Raw genomic sequence first — 23074 nt, 5'->3', positions numbered from 1 at the left:
CACTTCTTCCTCAATCCTCCCCGGGCGGCCAGGAGTCGCCCCAGGCCGCGTCACGAGCAGCCTTGTACAGGTCGCCGTGCCGCTTGGTGACCGTACTCCGCCGCAACCGCTCGTCGGATTCGCACAGGTCCAGCAGCACCTGGCCCTTGCGGATCTGCGGCCGCCGGACCACCCGGGAGGCGGCGGGTTCGGCGGGGAGCCGGGTGGCGGCGACGTAGCTGAACTTCTCGTCCTCGTAGGCGAGGGATCCGCTCTTGACCTGCCGGTGCAGGCTGGACCGGCTGACGCGGGCCGCGAAGTGGCACCAGTCCGTGCCGGGCTCGATGGGGCAGGCGGCACTGTGCGGGCAGGGCGCGGCGACCCGGAACCCGGCGGCGACCAGCCGGTCGCGGGCCTCGATGACGCGGGCGTACCCGGCGGGGGTCCCGGCCTCCACGATCACGACGGCGCGCGCGGCACCGGCGGCGGTGTCGACGAGGGCGGTGCGGTCGGCCGGGGTCAGCTCGTTGAGTACGTAGGAGACCGTGACGAGATCGGCGCTCTCGACGGCGAGCGCCGCCCCGATCCGCGAGCGCTGCCAGCGGACGTCGCGCAGGGCGGGGAGCGAGGCGGCGATCTCCCGGCCGAGGGCGAGCGCGGGTTCGGCCCAGTCGAGCACGGTCACCGGTCGCGTGCCGCCCCAGGTGTCACTGACGGCCCAGGTCGCGGCGCCGGTCCCGCCGCCCACGTCCACGTGGCTGCCGGGCACCCAGTCCGGCACGGCCGCGGCGAACGCGTCCAGCGCCGAGCGCACCGCGGCGAAGGTGGCCGGCATGCGGTAGGCGGCGTAGGCGACGACGTCGGCGCGGTCGCGGAGGATGGGGGCGTCGGTGGGGGTGTCCCCGCGGTAGCTGGCGATCAGCCGCTCCACGGCCTGCGCGGCCTGGCGGGGCGGCAGCCCGTCGACGAGGTCGGCGAGGGCGGCGCGCAGGGTGTCGGCGGGGTCGTTCACCCGGAGATTGTACGAGGCACTCCGTGGGTTGCGGGGTGGGTGGGGCGAGGCCCCCGGCGTTGTCCGGTGCCCGGCGTGGGCGCGAGGGGGGACGCGGCCCGGCGTAACGGGGTGCCGCTGCGCCCACCCGTGCCGCCCCAGCGGCACGACTGCCCGCAGTCGCGGAGCGGCGGGGGGCGAGGCGGCGGGGGAGCCGCGTACGGCGCGAAGGGGGCGGGTCGGGGGGTGTCCGCCCGCAGCGGTTGGCGCGTCAACAGAGTTCACCTCCGTAGCCGACCGATTCCGCGCCGTTCCGAGGACGGACACCCCCCGGCGCGACCCCGACCCACCCACCGGACACACCGCGCCACGCGCACCCCCACCACACCCGCACCGGCCGCCGCAGGCATCCACCCCGCGGACGATCAGGCTCGCACCGCCCGCGCCACCCGCGTGCACAGCGCCGCGCGGACCCGGTTGTCCGGGGCACGGCGGCGCGGATGGACCGTGTTGGCAAGGAGGATCACGAACGTGTCCGTCGCCCGGTCGAGGACCAGCATCGTGCCGGTGAACCCGGTGTGCCCCGCCGCCCCGCGCCCCGCCAGCTCGCCCATGAACCACGGCTGGTCCAGGGCGAACCCGAGCCCCGGTTCGGCCAGCAGCAGTTCCACGAAGTCCGGCCCGAGGATGCGCGCGGGCCCGTGCGAGCCGCCCGCCAGCAGCGTGCGGCAGAAGACCGCCAGATCCCGCCCCGTCGAGAACAGCCCCGCATGACCGGCCACCCCGCCCAGCGCCCAGGCGTTCTCGTCGTGGACGACCCCGCGCAGCATCCCCCGGTCCGCCTTGGCCCACGGCCGCCGCTGGTCCTCCGTGGCCGCGGCGCCCGGACACGGTCCGAAGCCCGTCGCCGTCATGCCCAGCGGCCGGGTGATCCCGTCCCGGACCAGGACGTCGAGCCCCCGCCCGGTGATGCGCTCCAGCACCTGTTGCAGCAGCAGCATGTTCAGGTCCGAGTAGCAGTACGTACCCGGCACCCCCACCGGCGGCTCCGCCCGCAGCCGCCGCAGCCGTTCCTCCTTGTCGGCGTGGGCGCCGCAGTCGTACAGCGGGAGTTCGGGCCGCAGCCCGGAGGTGTGGGTGAGCAACTGCCGTACGGTGACCCGGTGCTCGGCCGCGGCCCGGAAGTCCGGCAGGTAGGCGCCGACCTCCGCGTCGACGCCGAGCGTGCCCCGCTCGATCTGCTGCACGGCCGCCACCGAGGTGAACAGCTTCGTCAGCGAGGCCAGGTCGAAGGGCGTGTCCACGCTCATCGGCACCCGCGAGCCCTCCGGCAGCTCCACCCCCGCGTCGGTGTGCGGGTCGTAGGAGGAGTACCGCACGGCCCAGCCCGCCGCGGCCTCGGCGGCGAGCACGGGCCCGCGTCCGACGGCCACGACGGCGCCCGCCGCCCAGGGGCGTTCCCCGGTGGTGAGGTCGTGCACCTGGGCGACGGCACGACGGAGCTGCCCGGGGTCGAGCCCGGCCCGCTCCGGGGTGTCGCTGCGCAGTCTCGGAGCGCTCAGTTGTCTTCTCCCTTGCCTGCTCTCTCCCCACGGCACATGGTCACGAGGAAGCCGAGCGCCACCACCGCGGCCGCCAGCTGGACCACGGCCATCGGTACGGCGGTGTCCTCCCCCGCGATCCCGACCAGCGGCGAGGCGACCGCACCTATCAGGAACGACGACGTGCCGAGCAGCGCGGAGGCGGAACCGGCGGACTTCTTCACCCGCATCAGCGCGAGCGCCTGGGTGTTGGGCAGGCTGAGCCCCATCGCCGACATCAGCACGAACAGCGCGGCGGCGACCGGCCCGAGCCCGACCTCGCCGAAGACGCCCAGGGACATCAGCAGCAGCACCGTCGCCGCGGCGATCACGACGACGAGCCCGAGCCCGAGCACCCGGTCCAGTCTGACCCGCCCGACCAAGATCTTGCCGTTGATCTGCCCGACGACGACGAGCCCGATGGAGTTGAGGCCGAACAGCAGGCTGAACGTCTGCGCGGAGGCTCCGTAGATCTCCTGCATGACGAACGGCGACGCCGCGACGTAGGCGAAGAGCGAGGCGAAGGCGAAGCCGCCCGCGAGCATGTACCCGGTGAAGGCCCGGTCGGCGAGCAGGCCGCGCATCGCGCGCAGGGTGTCGCCGACACCGCCCGCGTGCCGCTCCTCGACGGGCAGCGTCTCCGGCAGCCGGGCCCACACGACGACGCCCAGCACCACCCCGACCACCACGAGGACGACGAACACGCCCCGCCAGTCCGTCACGCGCAGGATCTGCCCGCCGATGAGCGGCGCGACGACCGGCGCGACGCCGGAGATCAGCATGAGGGTGGAGAAGAAGCGGGCCATGGCCACGCCGTCGTACAGGTCGCGCACGACGGCCCGGGATATGACGATCCCGGCGGCGCCCGCGAGTCCCTGGACCAGCCGGAAGGCGACGAGGAGTTCCACGTTCGGCGCGACGGCGCACAGCGCGGTGGCGACGACGTAGACGGCGAGCCCGGCCAGCAGCGGACGCCGGCGCCCCCACTTGTCGCTCATCGGGCCGACGACGATCTGCCCGAGGGCCATGCCGGCCAGGCAGGCGGTGAGCGTGAGCTGGACGGTCGCGGCCGGTGCGCCCAGGGACCGGGTGACCTCCGGGAGGGCGGGGAGGTACATGTCCATCGCCAGCGGCGGCGTGGCGGTGAGGCTGCCGAGGATGAGCGTGACCAGAAGACTGATACGCCGCCCGGCGGGCGGCGCTTGCCCTGTTCGCCCTGTTTGCGACGACTGAGACGTTTGCGGCGTTTGCATGGACGGCCCGCGCTCGGGCATGTGATGTGCCCCTCCCTCTTCTGCAGATCCGCCACCTATGCTCTCAGCTCGTACGGACTTGAACGAACAAACTCGAACGACGCACGAACGACGAACGACGAACGACGAACGACAACGAACCTGAGCGAGGGTGGGGCAGGGTGTCAGCGGTGACCGGACAGAAGGTGCGCTGGGGAATTCTCGCGACCGGCGGGATGGCGGCGAGGTTCACGGCGGATCTGGTCGATCTGCCGGACGCGGAGGTCGTGGCGGTGGCCTCGCGGACCGAGGCGTCGGCGAAGGCGTTCGCCGAGCGGTTCGGGATACCGCGGGCGTACGGCGGCTGGGAGACGCTGGCGCGGGACGAGGACGTCGACGTGGTGTACGTCGCGACCCCGCACTCGGCGCACCGGACCGCGGCCGGCCTGTGCCTGGAGGCGGGCCGCAACGTGCTGTGCGAGAAGCCGTTCACGCTGAACGCGCGCGAGGCCGGGGAACTGGTCGCGCTCGCCCGCGAACGGGGCGTCTTCCTCATGGAAGCGATGTGGATGTACTGCAACCCGCTGGTGCGGCGCCTGAAGGAGCTGGTCGCCGACGGCGCGATCGGCGAGGTCCGCAGCCTCCAGGCGGACTTCGGCCTGGCGGGCCCGTTCCCGCCCGCGCACAGGCTCCGCGACCCCGCGCAGGGCGGCGGCGCGCTCCTGGACCTGGGCGTGTACCCGGTGTCGTTCGCGCAGCTCCTGCTCGGTGAGCCGGCGGACGTCGCGGCGCGGGCGGTGCTCTCGGAGGAGGGCGTCGACCTCCAGACGGGCGCGCTGCTCTCCTACGAGAGCGGCGCGCTCGCCTCGATCCACTGCTCCATCACCGGCGGCACGCCCAACTCCGCCTCGATCACCGGCTCCGAGGGCCGCATCGACGTCCCGGACGGCTTCTTCTTCCCGGACCGCCTAGTGCTGCACCGGACCGGCCGGGACCCGCAGGAGTTCCGCGCCGACCCGGCGGACGGGCCGCGCGAGAGCCTGCGGCACGAGGCCGAGGAGGTGATGCGGGCCCTGCGCGCCGGGGAGACCGAGTCACCGCTGGTCCCCCTGGACGGCACGCTGGCCGTGATGCGGACGCTCGACGCGATCCGGGACCGCGTGGGCGTCCGCTACCCGGGAGAACCCGCAAAGCCGGTGGAACCTGCGGAGCCGGTGGTCACGCCGGCCTGAGCCCCGGCTCCCCCGCCCGGGTCACGAAGGACCCGGCGGTGGTGAGCGGCGCGCCCTCGGTGCTGACGTGGGACACCGTCTTGAAGTCGGCGCGCGCCGACTCGCGGCCCAGGGACACCGTGGCGTAGCCGCGCCGCCCGTTGAAGAACTTCAGGTGCGGGTTGGCGGCCATCAGGGTGTCCCAGTTCGACGGCTTCTCCGAACCGTTGCCGCCGCTGGTGACGGAGGTGGTGACGATCTCCGTGCCCACGGTCCGGGAGTCCGGGTCGTCGAAGTCGCGCTTGATGTCGAAGCCGTAGGAGACGTGCACGTCGCCGGTGAGGACCATGAGGTTCTCGATCCCGGCGGCCTGCGCGCCGGCCAGCACCCGCTCGCGGGAGGCCGGGTAGCCGTCCCAGGAGTCCATGGAGACCTTGGACGGCGTACTGGTCGAGTTGTACCGCTGGGAGAAGGTGACCTGCTGGGGCACCACGTTCCACAGGGCGTTGGACCGGTGCCAGCCGTTGATCAGCCAGCGCTCCTGGGCGTCGCCGGTGAGCGTACGCCCCGGGTCCTCGGACTCGGGCCCGGGGAACTGCCAGCCGTCGCCGTAGGCCTGGTTGGACCGGTACTGCCGGGTGTCGAGCACGTCGAACTGGGCGAGGCGCCCCCAGTGCAGCCGGCGGTAGAGCTTCAGGTCCGGACCGTCGGGCAGCTGCGGGCGGCGCAGCGGCATGTTCTCCCAGTAGGCCCGGTAGGCGGCGGCCCGGCGGATGAGGAACTCCTCGGGCGGGACGCTGTTCTCCGGTGTCTCGTCGGCGTAGTTGTTCTCGGTCTCGTGGTCGTCCCAGGTGACGACGAAGGGGTGCGCGGCGTGCGCGGCGCGCAGGTCGGGGTCGGACTTGTAGAGGGCGTACCGCAGTCGGTAGTCCTCCAGGGTCACCGTCTCGTGGTTGAAATGGTCGGGCAGCGTGCCCGCGGGGTAGCCGCGGGAGCCGCCGGTGGCGTTCACGGCGTACTCGTACAGGTAGTCGCCGAGGTGGAAGACGACGTCCACGTCCTCCTGGGCCAGGTGCCGGTACGCGGTGTAGTACCCCTGGTCGTACTTCTGGCAGGAGACGACACCGAAGGTGAGGCCGGCGACCCGGCTCTGCGGCGCGGGCGCGGTGCGGGTGCGGCCCACCGGGCTGACGTACCGGCCGGCGCGGAACCGGTAGTGGTAGACGTGGCCGGGCGCGAGGTGGTCGACCTCGACGTGCACGGTGTGGTGGAACTCGGGGTGGGCGGTGGTCCGGCCTCTTCTGACGACGCGGCGGAACCGTTCGTCCAGGGCCAGCTCCCAGCTCACCTCGACGCGTTTGGCGGGCAGTCCGCTGTCGGCCTGGTACGGCGCCGGGGCGAGACGGGTCCACAGCAGCACCGAGCCGGACTGCGGGTCGCCCGAGGCGACGCCGAGGGTGAAGGGGTCGGCGGGCAGCCGCGCGGCGTCCAGTTCGGCGGCGCTCGCGGTGCCGGCGGCCGGCAGGTTGACGGCGAAGGCGAGCGCGGCGGCGGCGCCGGTGACGGTCAGGAAGCGGCGGCGGCCCAGGCTGCGGGCGGCGGCGCGGAGTTCGGGCGCGTGCGAGGACTGCGACCGGTCCGGGACCGGGATCGGGGCCGGGGTCGGGACCGAGGTCGGTGCCTGGTGGTTCGCGGGTGTCATCCGTTCCTCCCCTTGCGGTGGTTGCAAGGGGCATTCGAAGCGCCGGGAACGACCCCGGTTTGGCACGGACATGGCGATCGCGTGTCGGACGGATGAGTTCCGCATGTTCCGCGACCCGTACGCTGCCGAGTCATGAACACCGTGAGAACCACCGACGAGGAAAGCGCCGGAGCGCGGAAGGCCGCCGGAGCACGGGAGGCCGCCGGAGCACGGAAGGCCGCCGGCGCGCGGAAGATCGCAGTCGTGACCGGCGCCGGATCCGGCATCGGCCGCGCGGTCGCCGTCGAACTGCTCACCACCGGCTGGTCGGTCGCCCTGGCCGGCCGTCGCCCCGAGCCCCTGGCCGAGACGGCCGCGGCGGCACCGGCGGGCGGCGGCACGGCGCTCACCGTCCGCGCCGACGTGTCACGCCCGGAGGACGTGGCGGCCCTGTTCGGCGCGGTACGCGACCGGTTCGGGCGGCTGGACCTGCTGTTCAACAACGCGGGGACGTTCGGCCCCGGCGGCGTGCCGGTCGAGGAACTGCCCTACGAGGCCTGGCGGCGCGTGGTGGACACCAACCTCAACGGGGCGTTCCTGTGCGCGCAGGCGGCGTACCGGCAGATGAAGGAGCAGGACCCGCGGGGCGGCCGGATCATCAACAACGGCTCGATCTCGGCGCACACGCCGCGCCCGCACTCGGTGGCGTACACGGCGACCAAGCATGCGCTGACGGGGCTGACCAAGTCACTGTCGCTGGACGGCCGTCCCTACGACATCGCGGTCGGCCAGATCGACATCGGCAACGCGGCGACCGAGATGACGGCCGGGATGCAGACCGGCGCGCTCCAGGCCAACGGGGAGACGGCACCCGAACCCGTGATGGACGTCGCCGACGTGGCGCGCACGGTGCGGCACATGGCCGAGCTGCCCCTGGAGGCCAACGTCCAGTTCGCGACGGTCATGGCGACGGCGATGCCGTTCGTGGGGCGCGGCTGAGCGCGGGCCGCGGACACACACATCGATTCATACAATCGGAATTTCATGGTCCGCCGTATTGCGGCCGGTGGCGGACGTATGCTCAAATCTCCTTCACCAGACTTTCACATATGAGGCGTTGGGCATCCACAACGCACCACATGCCATACCGAGGGGGGAGGCGGCAGCCGTTCAGTCACACCGGTCGCACCGGTGGGCGGAACGGCTGCCGCACCGTTTCCCGGCTACGCCTGCCCGGTCTCGAAGCGGGCGATCCGGCCGTCGTCGTCGACGGTGAAGTCCCACCGGGTGCGCATCTCGCCCCAGGTGTCGTTGCGGTAGCGGGCGATCAGGGCGCGACCGCCGTTCGACTCGTTGTCGACCTCCATGTGGCCGTTGGAGGAGAAGATCTCCTGGTCGATCCACTGGTCGAGGTTCCGGTCGTCCCCGTCGTCGGCCATGGTGGCGTCCGGCGCGAGCAGCGCGCGGAAGGCCTCGCGGTCGTGGGCGTTGACGGCGGCGACGAAGGCGCGGACGGCCGGGTCGCTGAGTCGCGTGGTCTGAATCGTCATGGCGGCAGCGTCACACCGGCTCCGCGCCCCCGCCACCGGGCGTACCGCCCGCCCTCACCCGCCGTCGCCCGCCACCACCCGAACGGCGCCCGGCGACGGGCCCGGACGCCGCGGACGGGCGACGGTGGACGGTGGACGGTGGACGGACGAGCCGTCACCGTCCGCGAGGGACGCGAGGGAGTCGACGTGAACTGCTGTGACCGGCGGGATCTCGGACTGCTGCTGCTCCGCCTGGGGACCGGCGGGGTCCTGGCCGCGCACGGCACGCAGAAGCTGCTCGGCTGGTTCGGCGGCGGCGGCCTCGGGGAGACCGGTCGGGCCATGGCGGCCATGGGCTACGCGCCGGGCCGGGCCAGCGCCGCCGCGGCGGGTCTCGCCGAGGCGGGCGGCGGAACCCTGCTGGCGCTGGGACTGGCCACCCCCGCGGCGGGTGCGGCCGCGGCCGGCTCGATGGCGGGCGCCGCGGCGGTGCACGCCCCGAACGGCTTCTTCGCCCAGTCGGGCGGCTACGAGTACGCCGTCTCCCTCGGCCTGACGGCGGCCGGGCTCGCGGTCTCGGGCCCCGGCCGGCTCTCCCTCGACCACGCCCTCGGTCACGCGGTCAACCGGAACTGGATGGTCCCGGCCGCCTTCGCGGTGACGGCGGCGGCCACGACGGTGGTCGTGGGGGCGCGGAACCGGCGGCTGCGCAGGGCGGCCGAGGGGCGCCAGGAGACGCTGTTCGACTGACGCCCGCTGGAACGTGGCACGCTGCTCCACATGAGCGACGACCCGGACCGCCCGCCGACCGACCCCTGGAGCACGGTCGACGACCTGTGGAAGTGGCTGGAGGCGGACCAGCCCGTCGGCGGCAGGGAGGGCCTGCTGCTGCGCATCCTGAAGCTGTCGGAGGAGGTCGGCGAGGTCGCCGAGGCGGTGATCGGCGCGACCGGCCAGAACCCGAGGAAGGGCGTCACGCACACCTGGGACGACGTGCAGGCGGAGCTGTGCGACGTCGTGATCACGGCGATGGTGGCCCTGCGGACGCTGACGCCCGAGGCGCGCGAGGTGTTCGGGCGGCATCTGGCGCGGGTCGCGGGTCGGTCGCTGGGTGAGTGAGTGACCGGAGAGGTCCGTACCCGTGGGCTGTGCTCACGGGCACGGACCGGGGGCCCGGCTCGGTCAGCCCGCGCTGCAGGACACGCTGGGCCAGGTCCAGTTGCCGTTGGCCTGGATGGTGGCACCCCAGTTGTTGCCGCTGCCGTTCGACTTGGCGGTCAGCGTCTGCGCGCTGGGATAGCTCGCGTTGATGTTCCAGGTCGACATGACCTTCGTCGGGGACGGCACGTTCATCGTCACCGTCCAGTCGTCGGCCCCGCTGACGGAGACGTTGAGGTTGTACCGGTCACCCCACCGCTGCCCGGCGGACAGCGTCGCGGTACAGGCACCCCCGCCCCCGCCGTCTCCTCCCCCGCCGTCTCCTCCTCCGCCGCTGCCGTCGGGAGCGACCGCACGGCCGGTCTGCGGCGAGATCATGCCGGAGCACAGGCCCTTGCCCGCCAGGGTCTGGGCGATGCGCGGGATGGCCGCGAGCGTGTTGGCGGGCCAGTCGTGCATGAGGATGACCTGGCCGTTGCCGAGCCGTGAGACGGCCTGCACGATCGCGTCGGTACTGGCGTTGTTCCAGTCCTGGGAGTCGACGTCCCAGATCACCTCGGTCAGCCCGTACTTGGCCTCGACCGACCGGAGCGTGGCGTTGGTCTCGCCGTACGGCGGCCGGAACAGCTTGGGCGTACCGCCGCCGGCGCCCGCGACGGCCTGCTGGGTCCGGGAGATCTCCGAGTCCATCTGGGCCTGGCTGAGCTGGGTCATGTGCGGGTGGGTGTAGCTGTGGTTGGCGACCCACATCCCGGCGTCGACCTGGGCCCGGACGAGCGAGGGATTCTGGGCGGCGTACTGCCCCTGGTTGAACATGGTGGCCCGCAGCCCGTTCTGCCTGAGCGCGTTGAGCAGGGACTGGGTGGTGCCGGAGGGGCCGTCGTCGAAGGTGAGCCCGACGTAGCCGTTGCAGGCCGCGGCCTGGGACGGGGCGGCGCCGGCCGCCACCGTGCCCGCGGCGGCGAGCGCGGTGACGGCGACGCCGGTGACCAGGCTGTGCAGGGGACGCGACGAGGGACGTGGTCTGGTGCGCATACGCGTGGTTCCTCCTCTCCGCTGTGGTGGGTCAGCCCGCGCTGCAGGACACGCTGGGCCAGGTCCAGTTGCCGTTGGCCTGGATGGTGGCACCCCAGTTGTTGCCGCTGCCGTTCGATCTGGCGGTCAGCGTCTGCGCGCTGGGATAGGTCGCGTTGATGTTCCAGGTCGACATGACCTTCGCCGGGGACGGCACGTTCATCGTCACCGTCCAGTCGCTGGCACCGCTGACGGAGACGTTGAGGTTGTACCGGTCGCCCCACTTCTGCCCGGCGGACAGCGTGGCGGTGCACCCGCCGCCCCCGTTGTCGCCGCCTCCGTCGTCGCCGCCGCCGTCGTCACCGCCGCCGGTCCCTCCGACGTTGATGTTGGAGCTGCCGCTGCTCTGGTAGCCCTCGGTGGCCATGATCATGTAGTAGCTGAAGTTGCCGAGCGGCATTCCGGCCCGTGCCCACGCGTCGAAGTGGTTGCCGGTGGTGATGGTGCCGCCGGTCCGCTTCGACTGCCTGACGCTCCAGTACTGGTCGAAGGTGCGGGTGCCCTCGACGGAGGGCTTGTTGACGCGGGTCGTCTTGTAGATGTCGTAGGTGCCGCCGTCGCTGGTGACGGTGCCCTTGTACTCGCCCGTCGGCCGGTAGGTGCCCCAGTTGTCGACGATGTAGTACTCGACGAGCGGGTTCGACGTCCACCCGTAGAGCGCCAGGTACGCGTTGCCGGACGGGTTGAAGCTGCCCGAGTACTGCACGGTCCTGCGCCCGCCGTTGCTCCAGCCCTTGCCCGCGACGAAGTTGCCGGTGTTGCGCCACGAGGTGCTGTACTGGCCGCCGGAGCCCATGTTCATGGAGACGGTGCCCTGGCTGTCGGTCCAGAACGAGTAGTAGTAGCCGTTGTTGGTGCCCTCCTGGTTGGTCGTGACGACCGTGTCGGCCTGGGCGGTGCCCGGCAGCATCAGCGCGGCGAGCGCCGCCAGCGCGACGGCCCACGCGCTCCTGATGAGAAACGTGACGGGACCACGTCTGCGGCGTCTCGGCTGGACGAGCAGGTTCATGGGGGGGTTCCTCTCCTGCGGGTTCGGACAACGGCGACAGTGTTGACCTGCACCCATCAAGCGTCAACAGTTTCGGTAGAAGTTTCGAAACCTTCGACGTTCCAGAGGATGCCTTCCGACAAGGGAAGTTGCAGCTCACCCACCATCACATCCGCGGCGACACGCGGCACTCAAATTCCACTCACCATGCCCGCCGGAAAGAATGGATCAGACTTCCGAAAATTTCGAAGCCCCGGCCTCTGGACAGCGGCAGCACGGACTCACATCCTCGGTAGCGGCAGAGCACCGTTCCCCACAACGGAGGTTGGCGCTCGTGAGGTTCAGCTACGCGATGCTCCCCGACTACCCCCTGGCCGAGTCCCTGGAGTCGATCCGGCTCGCCGACGAACTCGGCTTCCACGCCTGCTACGCCGCCGACGAGACCTGGCACAAGGACCTCTGGCTCCTCTTCGCCGCGGCGGCCGGCCGCACGAACCGCATCCGCCTGGGCCCCAGCGTCTCCCCGGTGACGCTGCGCGAGCCGACCCTGATCGCCCAGGCCCTCGCCACGCTCGACGAGCTCTCGGGCGGCCGGGCCGAGGGCGTCCTGTCCAGCGGCAACTTCGGCCTGCTGGCCCAGTACCGCATCGACTGGGCCCGCACCAGGCCGCTGTCCCGGGTCAAGGAAGCCCTGCACGTGATGCGCACGTTCCTCGACGAGGGCGCCATCACGCACGAGGGCGAGTTCTTCTCCTACGACGGCCTGTTCACGTTCGCCCGGCCCGTCCAGGACCGCCTGCCGCTGAAGCTCGGCGCGATGCGCGGACCGAAGTCCTTCGAGGCGGCCGGGGAGTTGTCGGACGGCTGCCACCACGCCCTGAGCTACACCCGCGAGGCCTACGACTACGCGGTGCGGCACATCAGGGCGGGCGCGGAGCGGGCCGGCAAGGACTGGCGCTCGCTGGACATCGGGGCCTGGGTGGTCTTCGCCACGGGCCCCGACTCGGCGGCCGCCAAGGAGGCGGCGCGCAGCATGGTCGGCATCTACGCCTCCTCGATGCCCGAGGAGCAACTGCGCCGCAACGGCGTCGACCCGGCGGAACTGAAGCCGGTCATCGACGCGATCGGCGCCGGCGACCTGGCCCGCGGCATCGAACTGACCACCCCGGAGGTGGCCGAGCGCCTCTCGGTCGCGGGCACGCCGGAGGAGTGCCGGGAGAAGATCGAACGGGACATCGCGCCCAGCGGCGTCAACCACATGATCTGCGCGATCACCGACCGCGCCCTGGTGCGGGCCTTCACGGGACGCGACCTCGCGGGGGCGGCCGACGTGAACACCCAGCTGCGGCTGATCGCGGAGCGTGTGATGCCGGGGTTCGGGTAAAATAGCGGGCCGGAATCCAGGACTGCCACGCTCTCGGCTCAGCTGATGCCCTGCGGGCCTGACAGTGCGGGCCCACCCGCCGGTTGCGCTCCCTGATGGTCAAGGAGCGGTCCCTTCGGGAAGGTCCCGGACAGGAAGCCGTCCAACAACCGACCCCGCAGCTCGCGCAGCCTTACGCTCTCGTTCTCCGCGAGGCGCGCCCGTTCATGAAGACGTCCGGCAAGGCGCGCGAACTGCTCGCGCACCTCTCGTGAAGGCCATCTGACCGAGATCTCGGCGAATGCCTTCCGGCTGAGTTCGCGGCCGGCGGATCCTTGCGTGGTCGCGACCAGTTCGGCACCGCGCGAGCAGACCTCGTGCAGCAACCAGTACGCGTCGGACACCGACTCCGGTTCCAGCGCGAGCACGTTGCGACCGACGGCGGCGGGCACGTGGTTCATCACAGCCCGCACACCGTCTTCCCTCGATGCGACGAGGAGGGAGCCCGGAGCGCACACGCGGCCCTCTTTGCCCGAGGGCAGTCGTCGCTCCGTGACGTACAGGTGGGGTGACTTGCTCTGCAGGATGTCCGCGGGTGTGACGAAGGCCGTACCAGGCTCAGACGGCGCACCTTCGTCGTCCGGCTTCGGTGGTGGCTTTCCGGCGGTGAGGTGGGCGAGGCCGGCAAGGGGCCGTTCGGGCCAGGGCATCCCGTCGCTCGCCTCGCGCACGAATTGTGCTTCGCTCAGCTTCATGGCGCACTCGGTGATACGTGCGTTCGTCGCTGCTTTCTCCTCCAGAAGCCGCATCGCTCGGAGCAGATGCGCCCTGAGTCCGGCCGGGGGGATCGGTACGGGGAGCTTTCGCAGCGCCGTCACGCTGAGCGTGCGTTGCAGGGTCGAGCCGGTGGCCTGGCGCTCGCACCACGCGCGCACCGCCGGCGATCCGAGCCACAGATTCAGCCAGGCCGCCTCGTCGGGTTCGCTCGTGCGGATGACGGCGACGGTCCGCGACGCGTTCCAGTGCTGGAACTCCGCTTGCACAACCGCCGCTTCACCCACGCGTCCCACCAGGATCACGACGACGTCGCCGATCTCCAGCCGACTGCGCCTGTTCGCTTCATGGACCCTGGGGTCGATCCGCCTGGGTTCGTCGCCGCGCAGTCGTCCGTCTTGGATGTCGGCCGCGCGGATCATCGGCACACCGGCCGCGGTGTGTGCCCCGGGGCGGGTGACGCCGTACCCGATGACCTGTGCGGTCGGCAGATCGCCCAGCCGTCCCACGTCCCAGCCACCGGGCAGGCTCCGCAGTCGGCCTTCCAGGTCCTCCCCCGTCACAGCTCCCCCAGCAGGTCACGCAGTTCGTCCTCGAGCCGACGCGACGTCTCGAACAGACCGAGCAGTTCGTCGGTCAGGTCGGCGGCACGCTCGGGGGCGTCGGGAAGGACGGATGGGGCGAGAGGGGGCGCAACGTGGTGCGAGGGCAGTACGTCGTACTTCGTTTCCGCGACCTCGTCGCGGGACAGCGATCTGCACCAGCCCGGTACGTCCTCGTACGGCCCGTGGCCGGGTGCTCCGCGCCAGGCGGCGAAGGTGGCGGCGATGCGCTCCCTCGCTTCATCGGGGACGGCTCGCCGTCCGCGCTTCACGTTCGCGGCGCTGTCACGCGCGTCGATCACGAGGAACTGCCCCGACCGGTCGTTGTGCCCCCACTTGCGATACGGCTTCTTGGTCTTGCTGAAAAGCCAAAGACTCACCGGATTGCGCACATGGGGAATCAGACCGGCGGGCAGCTCCACGACACCGGTCAGGACGTCCTTGTCGACGAGAGCAGCGCGGATCTGACTCTCCGCGCCCTTGGTGGTGGAGGCAGCTCCTGTGGGCAGGAGGAGCGCGCCCCGTCCGGTCGGCGACATCTTCCGCACCACGTGCTGGGCCCAGGCGAAGTTCGCATTTCCCGCGGGCGGGAGCCCGTACGGCCAGAACGGGCCCTCGCGGAGGAAGCCGTGTTCGTCCCACCCCGATTGGTTGAAGGGAGGGTTGGCCACCACCACGTCGAATTGGAGATCGGCGAATCGGTCGTCGGCCAGCGTGGACGCGGGACCGGCCAGCCGGGCGTCAGTGTTGTGCACGGAGAGATTCAAGGCGGCGGCCATCAGCGCGGTTCGGCTCACGTCCTGGCCGTACAGAGCCAGCTCCTCGGGTCGGCCGCCATGGGCCTCGACATACTCGCGAGCCCTCAGGAGAAACCCGCCGGAGCCGCAGACGGGATCGTAGACCGCCTCGTCCTCCGCCGGTTCCATCAGGCTGATGAAGAGGTGAGTGACGTCCGACGGGGTGTAGTAGTAGCCGCCCTTGCCCTGGGTTGACGCCTGGTCCAGGCAGGCGTCGAAGAGATCCTTCGGGTCTTCGGCTCTCGCCACCCAGTCGATGAGAAGCTCCGCTTCACGGTCTCGCACGCTTCCCAGGTTCGGCAGCGTCAGGCGCACAGGGAAGTCCTTCTCCCGGTCCCTGAGCCCACGATGAAGGGCCTCGGCAAGTCCGTGTCCTCCCTCTCGCCAGCGCCCTCCGTTCCGGAGGGTCCCCCATTCCGCGCGGGCCTGCGTGCCGTCGCCCCACTCGTCGGCCCTGTCCGCCTCACACCGGAGAAGAACCAGGGCCATCACGGTGAGGAGTGCGTCCTGGGGTGCCAGCACCTCGCTCAGGGCATCCAGCACGCGCCGAATCGACTGTCCCTCGGACGCTCTCTCCACCCTGGCTCCCATCCACGTACCTCGTAGCGCCGGGCTGCGGGCCCGGGTCTCCCATCATGCCTGGCGGAACTTCATCCCCCCCGCACGTAGGTCAGGACGGCGAAGGCCATTCCGAATGCCGCCACGAACGCCGCCCCACCGGCCATGACGGCCAGGTCCACGTTCTCCGTACGTGCCAAGCGCCAGAAGGCGACCAGCAGCCCCAGTACCATCGCCGCCGCCACCGCGAGCGCCACCGTCGTACCGCGCTTCCCACCCATGTGCGTACTCCCATCCCCATACAAGCCGACAAAGCGCAACAAACTGGCGGACCACAAGGGTGCCCACATCGCCGCTACACCGCATACTCTATGACAGCAGTCGGTTTGGCAGCAACAGCAGTCCAATCGGAAGCGGGAGGTTGGATGTGAATTCAAGCTTGGAAAATTTGAATGCGCCACCCGTAACGCCCATCGGTCCGGCCCGTCGCATCGACCCGTCGTGATCTCCTGCTCTGGTCACGCGGCTGGGTGGAGCCGGTCACCGCTCCCCCCGGAACCCCGGCATCCCTTCGGCCCTTCCGTCGAGCCGATGCCAAAGGGCCCGCGGCAGGTCTGGTTGTCGGCCGACGGATCGCAGACGGTTCGAACAGCAGGACCTGCCTGCGGTCCAAGACGTTCGGAGCGCCCTTCCCCAGCCCGAGCACGACAGCTGGGCCGCGGTATCGAACCGTCCCGGTGCGGCCGGTCAGCACCCCCCGTCCGCGAGTACGAAGTACCCGGGGGACGTCTCCTTCAGGGTGTGGGTGATGGCGACGTTGTACAGGCCCATGTTCTGGCCGGAGCCGTTCGCGTAGGTGTAGCCGCCGCTGTGGTGGGCGCGGCCCGCGGTGACGTGGTGGTAGTTGGTCGCCGTGTAGCACTTGGGTACGGCGCCCGTGGTCGTCGCCGTGACCGCCCCCGAGCACGCTCCCTCGGCACCGGACGCCACGATCGCGGCGACCGTGTAGCGGTAGGCGGTGCCCGCGCTCAGGCCGGTGTCGGAGAAGGACGTGCCCGTCGGGGAGCCGACCTGGGTGCCGTCGCGGTAGACGGCGTACGAGGCGGCGCCGCTCACCGCGCCCCAGGACAGTGCCGCGCCCGTGTCGGTCGTGCCGGTGACCGTGAGTCCGGCCGGGGCCGGCAGGGTGCGCCGCCTTCACCGTCGTCGGGGGCGCCGTCCAGGCCCCAGAACTTGCCGGTGTAGTAGCTGGAGCAGATGGAGGCGAGGTAGTACGCGCCGGTGCTCCCGCACTGGTCGGCGCCCGAGCCGGGGCTCACCACGAGGCCTTGCGCCATGCCGACGACCGAGAAGAGGGCCACGGCGGGGCGGCCGGTGGAGTCGTCGTAGGTGGTCTCCGTGGTGCCGCGGGCAGGGTCCGCGTGCCGGAGGCGGTCTGGCCGATGCCCCGGACGTCGGTCCACTGGTCGCGCAGCTCGGTGCCGTTGACGGGGGCGACGGTCCGGTCGGCGGTGCCCTGCCAGATCGCGACCCGGGGCCACGGGCCGGTGTACCCGGGTAGGAGCCGCGGACCTTGTCGCCCCCACTGCTCCGGGGTGAGGCGCTGGTCGCTGTACTGGCAGCCCGAGGCGGCGGCCAGGCTCGTCGCGCACTGCGCGGGCAGGCCAGAGTTCACCGCACCGCCCGCGAACACGTCGGGGTAGGCCGCGAGCAGGTTGGACGTCATGCCGCCGCCCGCGGACAGGCCGGCGACGAAGACGGGGTCGCGGTCGGTGCCGTACTGCGCCGCCGCGTGCTCGACCATCTGCACGACCGAGGCGGCCTCGCCCCTGCCGCGGGTGTCCTCGGCGGGGTCGAACCACCTGGACATCGAGAAGCAGCCGGCGCTGAACGCGGTACTGATCGGCTCGGCCGTGCAGTTCTGCCTGATCCCGCTGTTCGGGGCACTCTCCGACCGGGTCGGCCGCAAGCGGGTCTACCTGGTGGGCGCGCTCGGTGTGGGTGCCTGGTCCTGGGCGCTCTTCGGCCTGCTGGACACCCGATCCTTCCCGGCGCTGGTGCTGGCGGTCGCCGTCGGACTGGTCTTCCACAGCGCGATGTACGCCCCGCAGGCCGCGTTCTTCTCCGAGCTGTTCGCCACCCGAATGCGGTACACCGGCGCCTCCATCGGCGCCCAGCTCTCCTCGGTCGCGGTCGGCACCCCGGCTCCGCTGATCGCCACGGCGCTCCTCGCCTCGTACGGCTCCTCCACGCCAATCTCGGTGTACGTCGAGCTGTCCGCCATGGTCACCGTGATCGCGGTGGTCGCCGCCCGGGAGACCTGCGGCACGGACCTGGCCGCCGTCGAGCCGGCCGGACCCGCGGCGACGGCTCGTGCGGCCGCCGACCCGAAGAAGATCGCCTCCAGGTGACCGGCGCTGAGCGCGGCAGGCAGGAGGGGGACGGGTTTCCCGCCCCCCTCCTGCCATGACTCTCACGCTGTCGCCCTTGCGGGGGCCTCCCGTCTTCCACACAATGGTCCGCCCATGCCCAAGAACACGTCCGTCGCCGCCCACCTGCGCCGTCTGCTCGAACTCCTCGCCGCCGGCGCCCCCGCCGAGGACTTCAGCGCCGTCGCCACCGAGGCGCGACGCGTCGGCGCCGGCGCCGACGACCTGGCGGAGATCGAGCAGGCCACCCAGGGGGCGCTGCGCGTGCACAGCGCCCTGCGCCAGCACCAGCGCCGGGAGGCGGAACTCACCGCCCTGTTCGACACCGCGGGCGACCTCGCGGCGCTGCGCGACCTGGACGCGGTCCTGCGGCCCATCGTGCGCCGCGCCAGGATGCTGCTCGGCACCGACACGGCGTACCTGACGCTCCCCGACGAGGAGGCGGGCGACACCTTCATGCGGGTCACCGACGGCTCCGTGTCGGTGCTGTCCCAGAATCTGCGGCGGCATCCCCTCGACCCTGATCGGCGCCCTCGCTCAAGGCGGGGCGAGCGGGCTGCGGGTGGTGTCCAACAACTGCGGGTCGACGACTGGGGCCTGGGCCTGCTGCTTGCGGCGGGCCGGATCGCCCGGATGACGTCTCCTACGTGGGCGAGAACAAGGAGCTCGCCCGCTGGTACCTCGCCGGTGAGCTGGAGGTGGAGCTGACCCCGCAGGCACCCTCGCCGAACGGCTGCGGGCCGGCGGCGCGGGCATCCCGGCGTTCTACACCCCGGCGGGGGTCGGCACCCAGGTCGAGGAGGGCGGCCTGCCCTGGCGCTACTCCGCCGACGGCGGCGTCGCGGTGGCCTCACCGCCCAAGAGAGTCCAGGAGTTCGGCGAGCGCCGCTATCTGCTGGAGGAGGCCACCACCGCCGACTTCGCGCTGGTACGGGCGGCGGTCGCGGACCGGCACGGCAACTGCGTCTTCCACGCGGCGGCACGCAACTTCAACCCGCTGTGCGCGACGGCGGGCCGCGTCACGGTCGTCGAGGCCGAGCGCATCGTGGAGCCCGGCGAGCTCTCCCCGGACGCCGTCCACCTGCCGGGCGTGTACGTGGACCGGGTGGTCGCCGCCGACCCGTCCCTGGACAAGCGCGTCGAACGCCGCACGGTCCGCGACCCGCGCACCGCCACCACCGCTGTCGCCGAGGAGATCTGACCATGCCGCTGGACCGCGACCGACTCGCCGCCCGCGCGGCCCGTGAACTGCGCGACGGCCAGTACGTCAACCTGGGCATCGGCCTGCCCACGCTCATCCCCAACCACCTCCCCGACGGGGTGCACGTGGTGCTGCACTCGGAGAACGGCATCCTGGGCGTCGTCCCCTACCTGTACGCCGGTGAGGAACACCCCGACCTGATCAAGGCCGGCAAGGAGACGGTGACCACCGTCCCCGGCACCGCCTACTTCGACTCGGCGTTCTCCTTCGGCATGATCCGCGCTGGCCGCATCGACGTGTCCGTCCTCGGCGCCATGCAGGTCTCGGCCCGCGGCGACCTGGCGAACTGGATGATCCCCGGCCGGATGGTCAAGGGCATGGGCGGCGCGATGGACCTGGTCCACGGCGCCCGCCGCCTGATCGTCGTCATGGAGCACACGGCGAGGGACGGCTCCCCCAAGATCGTGGAAGAGCTGACCCTGCCCGCCACGGGCCGCCGGGTCGTCGACCGCATCGTCACCGACCTGGCCGTCCTCGACGTCACCCCCGAGGGCCTGCGCCTGGTGGAGACGGCGCCGGACGTCTCGGTGGACGAGGTCCGCGAGGCGTCGGGGACGGAGCTGCTGCTTCCTGACACCTCCGCGAAGACGGGCTGAGGGAACGCCCACGCCGGTATTCGACGGACGGCGCGTGGTGTCTTTCAAGTGGTTGCTCGCCTTCGCTTCGATGTCCTTCCCGCCGATCGAGATCCCGGTCCCCAGCACGCTCTTCGTGATCGGACGGGCCCTGGCCCAGGGCCGCGCTGACCGCGCTCGTGGGAAACATACGGGGCGCCCGCACGCTGTAGGAGGGGTTCGCGGTCGGCGCGGCCAACCCGAAGACGATGGTGTTCTTCACCTCTGTACTCGTGGCCTGCGACGGCGTGTTGGGCCTGGCCGCGGCGACTGATGGGAGTGGTTCGACCGATCGCCCCAACCGCTCTCGCCGACCAAGGGACGGGAGGGCTCACTCCTGCTCGTCTTCCTCCTCGAAAGCGAACGCAAGTTGATCCGGTACAGCACGATCCGGCAAGACAACTGGCGCAGTTGCCGTCGGATCGAGCGCGTCGTCCAATTCATGGGGCAGGGCGTAGTCGTCGGCGAGGCGTGCGAGGTGCAGGATCAGGGGCAGAGCCAAGCCATCACGACCAGCGCGATAGTCCTCGCTGAAGCGCTGCAGGTGGACGAACACCGCCCATGCCTCCGCGTCGTCACCGGGCTGGAGGCACGCCGCAGTCAGTTCGAGAAGGTTCGGGTTCCAGGCGTTCGCCGTCGGCCGGTAGGCGTTCCGTCCCGACGGATTGGTGTGTGGCGTCAGCTTGGCGTCGTCGTTGGTGAGCTTGGACTGCGTGCCCGACTTGCCGATCGTGCTGTAGAAGACCCGGTCGGAGTCGCCCTGCGCCTGCGGCCGCCACAGCCCCATCGCGATACCCCCGCTCTGTTTGCCCTCCAGTTCGGGATGCAGCTCCTCACCTTCGGCCCAGCACTGTGCCGTCTCGTCCCGGCTGCCGTCGGCAACACGGACGATGCGAAGCTGCTTGCCGTACAGACCGACCCGCTGAACGGGACCGCCGTCGAGTCCGAGCCTGTCCTGTTCCAAACCGTCGTTCTTCAGCCACGACCAGCGCTTCCGGACATCCTGGGCATGCACCAGGACAAGCGTCGGAGCACTGCGTAGCTGGGCGAGCGTCTTCTTCACGAAGGCCGCCGTGAGTGCCGACTGCTCCCCGCTGTTCCTCTTGCCTTCGACCCGTCCCGTCAACGACTTGAGGAGTTCGGGGTACGGCACCCAGGTGTGCATGTCGACAGACTTGCCCAGCACACATTTCGCGCCCGGCCGGATGAGTACCGCGATCGGCGTGAACTGCTGCTTGCCCGTGGGGCCGTCGAGTCGACGTTCCACGAGGTGGAAGGCCACCTGACTCAGGTTCGGGGGGATGAGCTCGTCACCGAGCGCGTGCCGCGGCACCAGCCGCACACCGGTCTGGCGCAAGCCGTCCGACCATGCCGCGGCGGCCCGCAGACGCGCATCGGTGAGAGCCTCCTCCGTGTCGACATCCGGGTCCGGAGGACGGATGAACTGAGTCACCAGTCCCGCGTCGGCGCAACCGAGGCGGATCGCGTGCTTGGGGTCGGCGCGTCGCTTGGCGTGGCGGAAGGCGTCTCGGCCGTCTAGTTCCACGAAGGCCAGTCGCACTCCGGGAACCGTTTCACGCAGAGCTGTCATGGCTCGCGCCACACCGGTGCGACGCTCCTCGATGGCCTTGTCGTGTTCCTGACCGCGACGCGGCACGTTGTCGCCTCCCAGTGGTGCGCCGAGAGCACCCAGGGGCAGCGCATGCAGCCGGACGGTCAGCTCCTCCGTCTCCCACACCCAGGTGTCGGGGCCCTGCGCACGCCGGTGCGCTGCCAGCCCCAGGCTGGACTCGGCCGCCCTGATCATCTGATCGCGAATGACGTCGTTCTGGTGGAGCACGACTGCGGTGAGATCCTCCCCTTCGAGTGCCTCGGCCAGTCGTGCCCGCATGACCTTGGCATTGTGGGCCGCGTTCAGCTCACGCTCCTCCATGATGGCGGCCAGCTCCTCGGGATCCTTCTTCTCCTTGTTCTTGGGGACGGACGGCAGCTTCTTGAGCTGCTTGCCCGGCGGTCGCGTGTACGCACTGCGCTTGAGGCGCGGAACGGGAACGAACTCGGGGGCGATCCCCTGCTCCGCCCACTCGATCAGTCGTCGACGCTCGCTGGGCATCAGACCGGTGCCGATCGCGTGCCTGCCCATGGCCGCCTGGTGCCCGACCGCGATCTGGATGCCGTCCCGACCGTGGATCCAGTGGTCGGCCTCCTTTACCATGCGGTCCGGGGACGGCAGTGCGTCGAGTGCGCTGATCCGGGCGAGCATGCCTTCCGCTCCGCCCTGGCGCCAGTTCGTAGTGCCGTTCTTCCACTCCAGCATGGCGACGGCGAAGCGCTGCGACTGAGGACCGTCGTGAACGAGGGAACCGTCCGGGAGCAAGTACGCAGACACACCCTTGCCGTAGGGCATGTAGACCTTGCCGGTGACGAACCGACGTACCCCGGCGGCCACGTGAACACGGGGCACGGGTGAGAAGGGTACGGTGCGCACGGTGATGCGGAGGGTAGCCGCGTAGTAGGCCGGCTTGCCGTCACCGCCGCCGGCACGCCGCGCGGGTACGTACTCGATCAGGTCCGACATCAGCTCGGCTCCCCCGCTGCCTTGTCCCCGGGCACCGGTGCGACCCGCGACTTGCCGGAACGACAACTGCCGCCCGTGGTGCTCGTACGGTGCCTGGCGCGCGATCCGTTCGGCGAGGACATCGGGAAGCAACCGGTATACGCGAGGTGCGGGCACAGCGGTGCCGGCGGGCGACAGCTTCTGTTCGAGGAGGTCGACCGCACCGGGCTGCCAGCCGAGAGCCGCGGTGTCCAGGTCGCGGAAGCAGCCCGTCAGCAAGGCCGCACTCTCGGGATCCTCGGTATCGCTCTGAAGGCTCCTGAGCCAGGCGGCGAGGTAGAGGTTCGTCACCGCCGTCGGGTACGCCTCCTGGCAGTACAGCCAGGGGTTCTCCGAGCCGAACCGTGCCGTGGAGTCGATCGCGACGATGTCCGGCGCGGTGGCACGCAACAGCTGGTTGAACGCCGCCGTGGGGACGCGACGCCGTCGCTGAGCCTGTTCCTTGGCCATTCCACCGTGGTAGAGGCGCAGTAGTGGTTCCTCCCAGTGGGAGGGCAGGGAGAGCGCGTGCATCGGGACGACGAAGGGTCCCTGTACCGGGTCGGGCAGGTATGCGGCCGGGCGGTTGTACTGGTACTGGGCCATGAGACCGGTTCTCCTTGGGAAGGCGCGAAGACTGTGACGAGACGCCGACAC

The 23074-nt window shown here is 71.1% G+C and carries 17 protein-coding genes and 4 pseudogenes; 9 read left to right on the top strand and 12 right to left on the bottom strand.

Annotated elements, in window-relative coordinates; translation table 11 throughout:
- Positions 1-10: 10 nt before the first annotated feature.
- The 3 genes from ACH4D3_RS09640 to ACH4D3_RS09630 form a co-directional block, all read right to left on the bottom strand.
- A complete protein-coding gene (locus ACH4D3_RS09640) occupies positions 11-991 on the bottom strand; it encodes a small ribosomal subunit Rsm22 family protein (RefSeq protein WP_398318650.1) in 981 nt (326 codons plus the stop codon).
- Between the two features lie 404 nt (positions 992-1395).
- Positions 1396-2568 carry a serine hydrolase domain-containing protein gene (locus ACH4D3_RS09635; protein WP_398318647.1) on the bottom strand — a complete coding sequence of 391 codons (1173 nt, stop codon included), beginning with the start codon at positions 2566-2568 and terminating at the stop codon, positions 1396-1398.
- Positions 2529-3824, bottom strand: a complete 1296-nt coding sequence (locus ACH4D3_RS09630) for a multidrug effflux MFS transporter (RefSeq protein WP_398318644.1) — start codon at positions 3822-3824, stop codon at positions 2529-2531. The genes ACH4D3_RS09635 and ACH4D3_RS09630 overlap by 40 nt, the downstream gene beginning before the upstream one ends.
- Before the next feature lie 149 nt (positions 3825-3973).
- Between ACH4D3_RS09630 and ACH4D3_RS09625 the strand changes: the two genes are divergently transcribed.
- On the top strand, positions 3974-5014 hold the full coding sequence (locus ACH4D3_RS09625) for a Gfo/Idh/MocA family protein (protein WP_398318641.1): 1041 nt from the start codon (positions 3974-3976) through the stop codon (positions 5012-5014).
- Here the strand turns inward: ACH4D3_RS09625 and ACH4D3_RS09620 are convergent.
- Entirely contained in the window at positions 5001-6695 is a 1695-nt protein-coding gene (locus tag ACH4D3_RS09620) for an alkaline phosphatase D family protein (protein ID WP_398318638.1), read from the bottom strand. The genes ACH4D3_RS09625 and ACH4D3_RS09620 overlap by 14 nt on opposite strands.
- Before the next feature lie 132 nt (positions 6696-6827).
- On the opposite strand from ACH4D3_RS09620, the gene ACH4D3_RS09615 reads away from it, so the two are divergent.
- Complete coding sequence (locus tag ACH4D3_RS09615) at positions 6828-7673, top strand: SDR family oxidoreductase (protein ID WP_398318635.1); 846 nt, start codon at positions 6828-6830, stop codon at positions 7671-7673.
- Between the two features lie 224 nt (positions 7674-7897).
- On the opposite strand, the gene ACH4D3_RS09610 is transcribed toward ACH4D3_RS09615, so the two are convergent.
- On the bottom strand, positions 7898-8224 hold the full coding sequence (locus ACH4D3_RS09610) for a nuclear transport factor 2 family protein (RefSeq protein WP_398318632.1): 327 nt from the start codon (positions 8222-8224) through the stop codon (positions 7898-7900).
- A 186-nt stretch (positions 8225-8410) separates the two neighbouring features.
- On the opposite strand from ACH4D3_RS09610, the gene ACH4D3_RS09605 reads away from it, so the two are divergent.
- Both ACH4D3_RS09605 and ACH4D3_RS09600 read left to right on the top strand, forming a co-directional pair.
- Positions 8411-8953, top strand: a complete 543-nt coding sequence (locus ACH4D3_RS09605) for a DoxX family protein (RefSeq protein WP_398318953.1) — start codon at positions 8411-8413, stop codon at positions 8951-8953.
- A 30-nt stretch (positions 8954-8983) separates the two neighbouring features.
- Positions 8984-9322 (top strand): MazG-like family protein, encoded by a 339-nt coding sequence (locus ACH4D3_RS09600; protein WP_398318629.1) that lies wholly within the window; start codon positions 8984-8986, stop codon positions 9320-9322.
- Positions 9323-9385: 63 nt separating this feature from the next.
- On the opposite strand, the gene ACH4D3_RS09595 is transcribed toward ACH4D3_RS09600, so the two are convergent.
- Together ACH4D3_RS09595 and ACH4D3_RS09590 are read right to left on the bottom strand one after the other, a co-directional pair.
- The gene (locus tag ACH4D3_RS09595; protein ID WP_398318626.1) at positions 9386-10396 is read right to left on the bottom strand and encodes a polysaccharide deacetylase family protein; all 1011 of its coding nucleotides are present in this window, start codon (positions 10394-10396) and stop codon (positions 9386-9388) included.
- A 31-nt stretch (positions 10397-10427) separates the two neighbouring features.
- On the bottom strand, positions 10428-11444 hold the full coding sequence (locus tag ACH4D3_RS09590) for a glycoside hydrolase family 11 protein (protein WP_398318623.1): 1017 nt from the start codon (positions 11442-11444) through the stop codon (positions 10428-10430).
- 313 nt (positions 11445-11757) lie between these two features.
- On the opposite strand from ACH4D3_RS09590, the gene ACH4D3_RS09585 reads away from it, so the two are divergent.
- Positions 11758-12807: an LLM class flavin-dependent oxidoreductase gene (locus ACH4D3_RS09585; protein WP_398318620.1), complete on the top strand. Its 1050-nt coding sequence runs from the start codon at positions 11758-11760 to the stop codon at positions 12805-12807.
- Positions 12808-12845: 38 nt separating this feature from the next.
- Here the strand turns inward: ACH4D3_RS09585 and ACH4D3_RS09580 are convergent, their stop codons facing one another.
- From ACH4D3_RS09580 to ACH4D3_RS09565, 4 genes and pseudogenes are all read right to left on the bottom strand, one after another.
- Positions 12846-14123: a hypothetical protein gene (locus ACH4D3_RS09580; RefSeq protein WP_398318617.1), complete on the bottom strand. Its 1278-nt coding sequence runs from the start codon at positions 14121-14123 to the stop codon at positions 12846-12848.
- Positions 14120-15244 (bottom strand): N-6 DNA methylase, encoded by a 1125-nt coding sequence (locus tag ACH4D3_RS09575; protein WP_398318614.1) that lies wholly within the window; start codon positions 15242-15244, stop codon positions 14120-14122. The genes ACH4D3_RS09580 and ACH4D3_RS09575 overlap by 4 nt, the downstream gene beginning before the upstream one ends.
- Positions 15245-15609: 365 nt before the next feature.
- Entirely contained in the window at positions 15610-15798 is a 189-nt protein-coding gene (locus tag ACH4D3_RS09570) for a hypothetical protein (protein ID WP_398318611.1), read from the bottom strand.
- A gap of 466 nt (positions 15799-16264) precedes the next feature.
- Positions 16265-17378: pseudogene (locus tag ACH4D3_RS09565) on the bottom strand (PHB depolymerase family esterase); the annotation flags it as partial.
- Between ACH4D3_RS09565 and ACH4D3_RS09560 the strand changes: the two are divergent.
- The 4 genes and pseudogenes from ACH4D3_RS09560 to ACH4D3_RS09545 form a co-directional block, all read left to right on the top strand.
- Positions 17377-17928, top strand: a pseudogene (locus ACH4D3_RS09560) (MFS transporter); the annotation flags it as partial. The pseudogenes ACH4D3_RS09565 and ACH4D3_RS09560 sit on opposite strands and share 2 nt — an antisense overlap.
- Before the next feature lie 114 nt (positions 17929-18042).
- Positions 18043-18450, top strand: a pseudogene (locus tag ACH4D3_RS09555) (diguanylate phosphodiesterase); the annotation flags it as partial.
- A 1-nt stretch (position 18451) separates the two neighbouring features.
- A pseudogene (locus ACH4D3_RS09550) lies at positions 18452-19147 on the top strand (CoA transferase subunit A); the annotation flags it as partial.
- A gap of 2 nt (positions 19148-19149) precedes the next feature.
- Positions 19150-19803 carry a 3-oxoacid CoA-transferase subunit B gene (locus tag ACH4D3_RS09545; RefSeq protein WP_398318608.1) on the top strand — a complete coding sequence of 218 codons (654 nt, stop codon included), beginning with the start codon at positions 19150-19152 and terminating at the stop codon, positions 19801-19803.
- A gap of 349 nt (positions 19804-20152) precedes the next feature.
- Here the strand turns inward: ACH4D3_RS09545 and ACH4D3_RS09540 are convergent, their stop codons facing one another.
- Positions 20153-23023: a pPIWI_RE module domain-containing protein gene (locus ACH4D3_RS09540; RefSeq protein ID WP_398318605.1), complete on the bottom strand. Its 2871-nt coding sequence runs from the start codon at positions 23021-23023 to the stop codon at positions 20153-20155.
- Positions 23024-23074: the final 51 nt, after the last annotated feature.

It is taken from the genome of Streptomyces sp. NPDC018026 (assembly GCF_044327745.1).
GTDB lineage: Bacteria > Actinomycetota > Actinomycetes > Streptomycetales > Streptomycetaceae > Streptomyces > Streptomyces rubrogriseus.
Note: the sequence above shows the minus strand (reverse complement) of the source record. Positions and strands in the feature narration are given on the sequence as shown.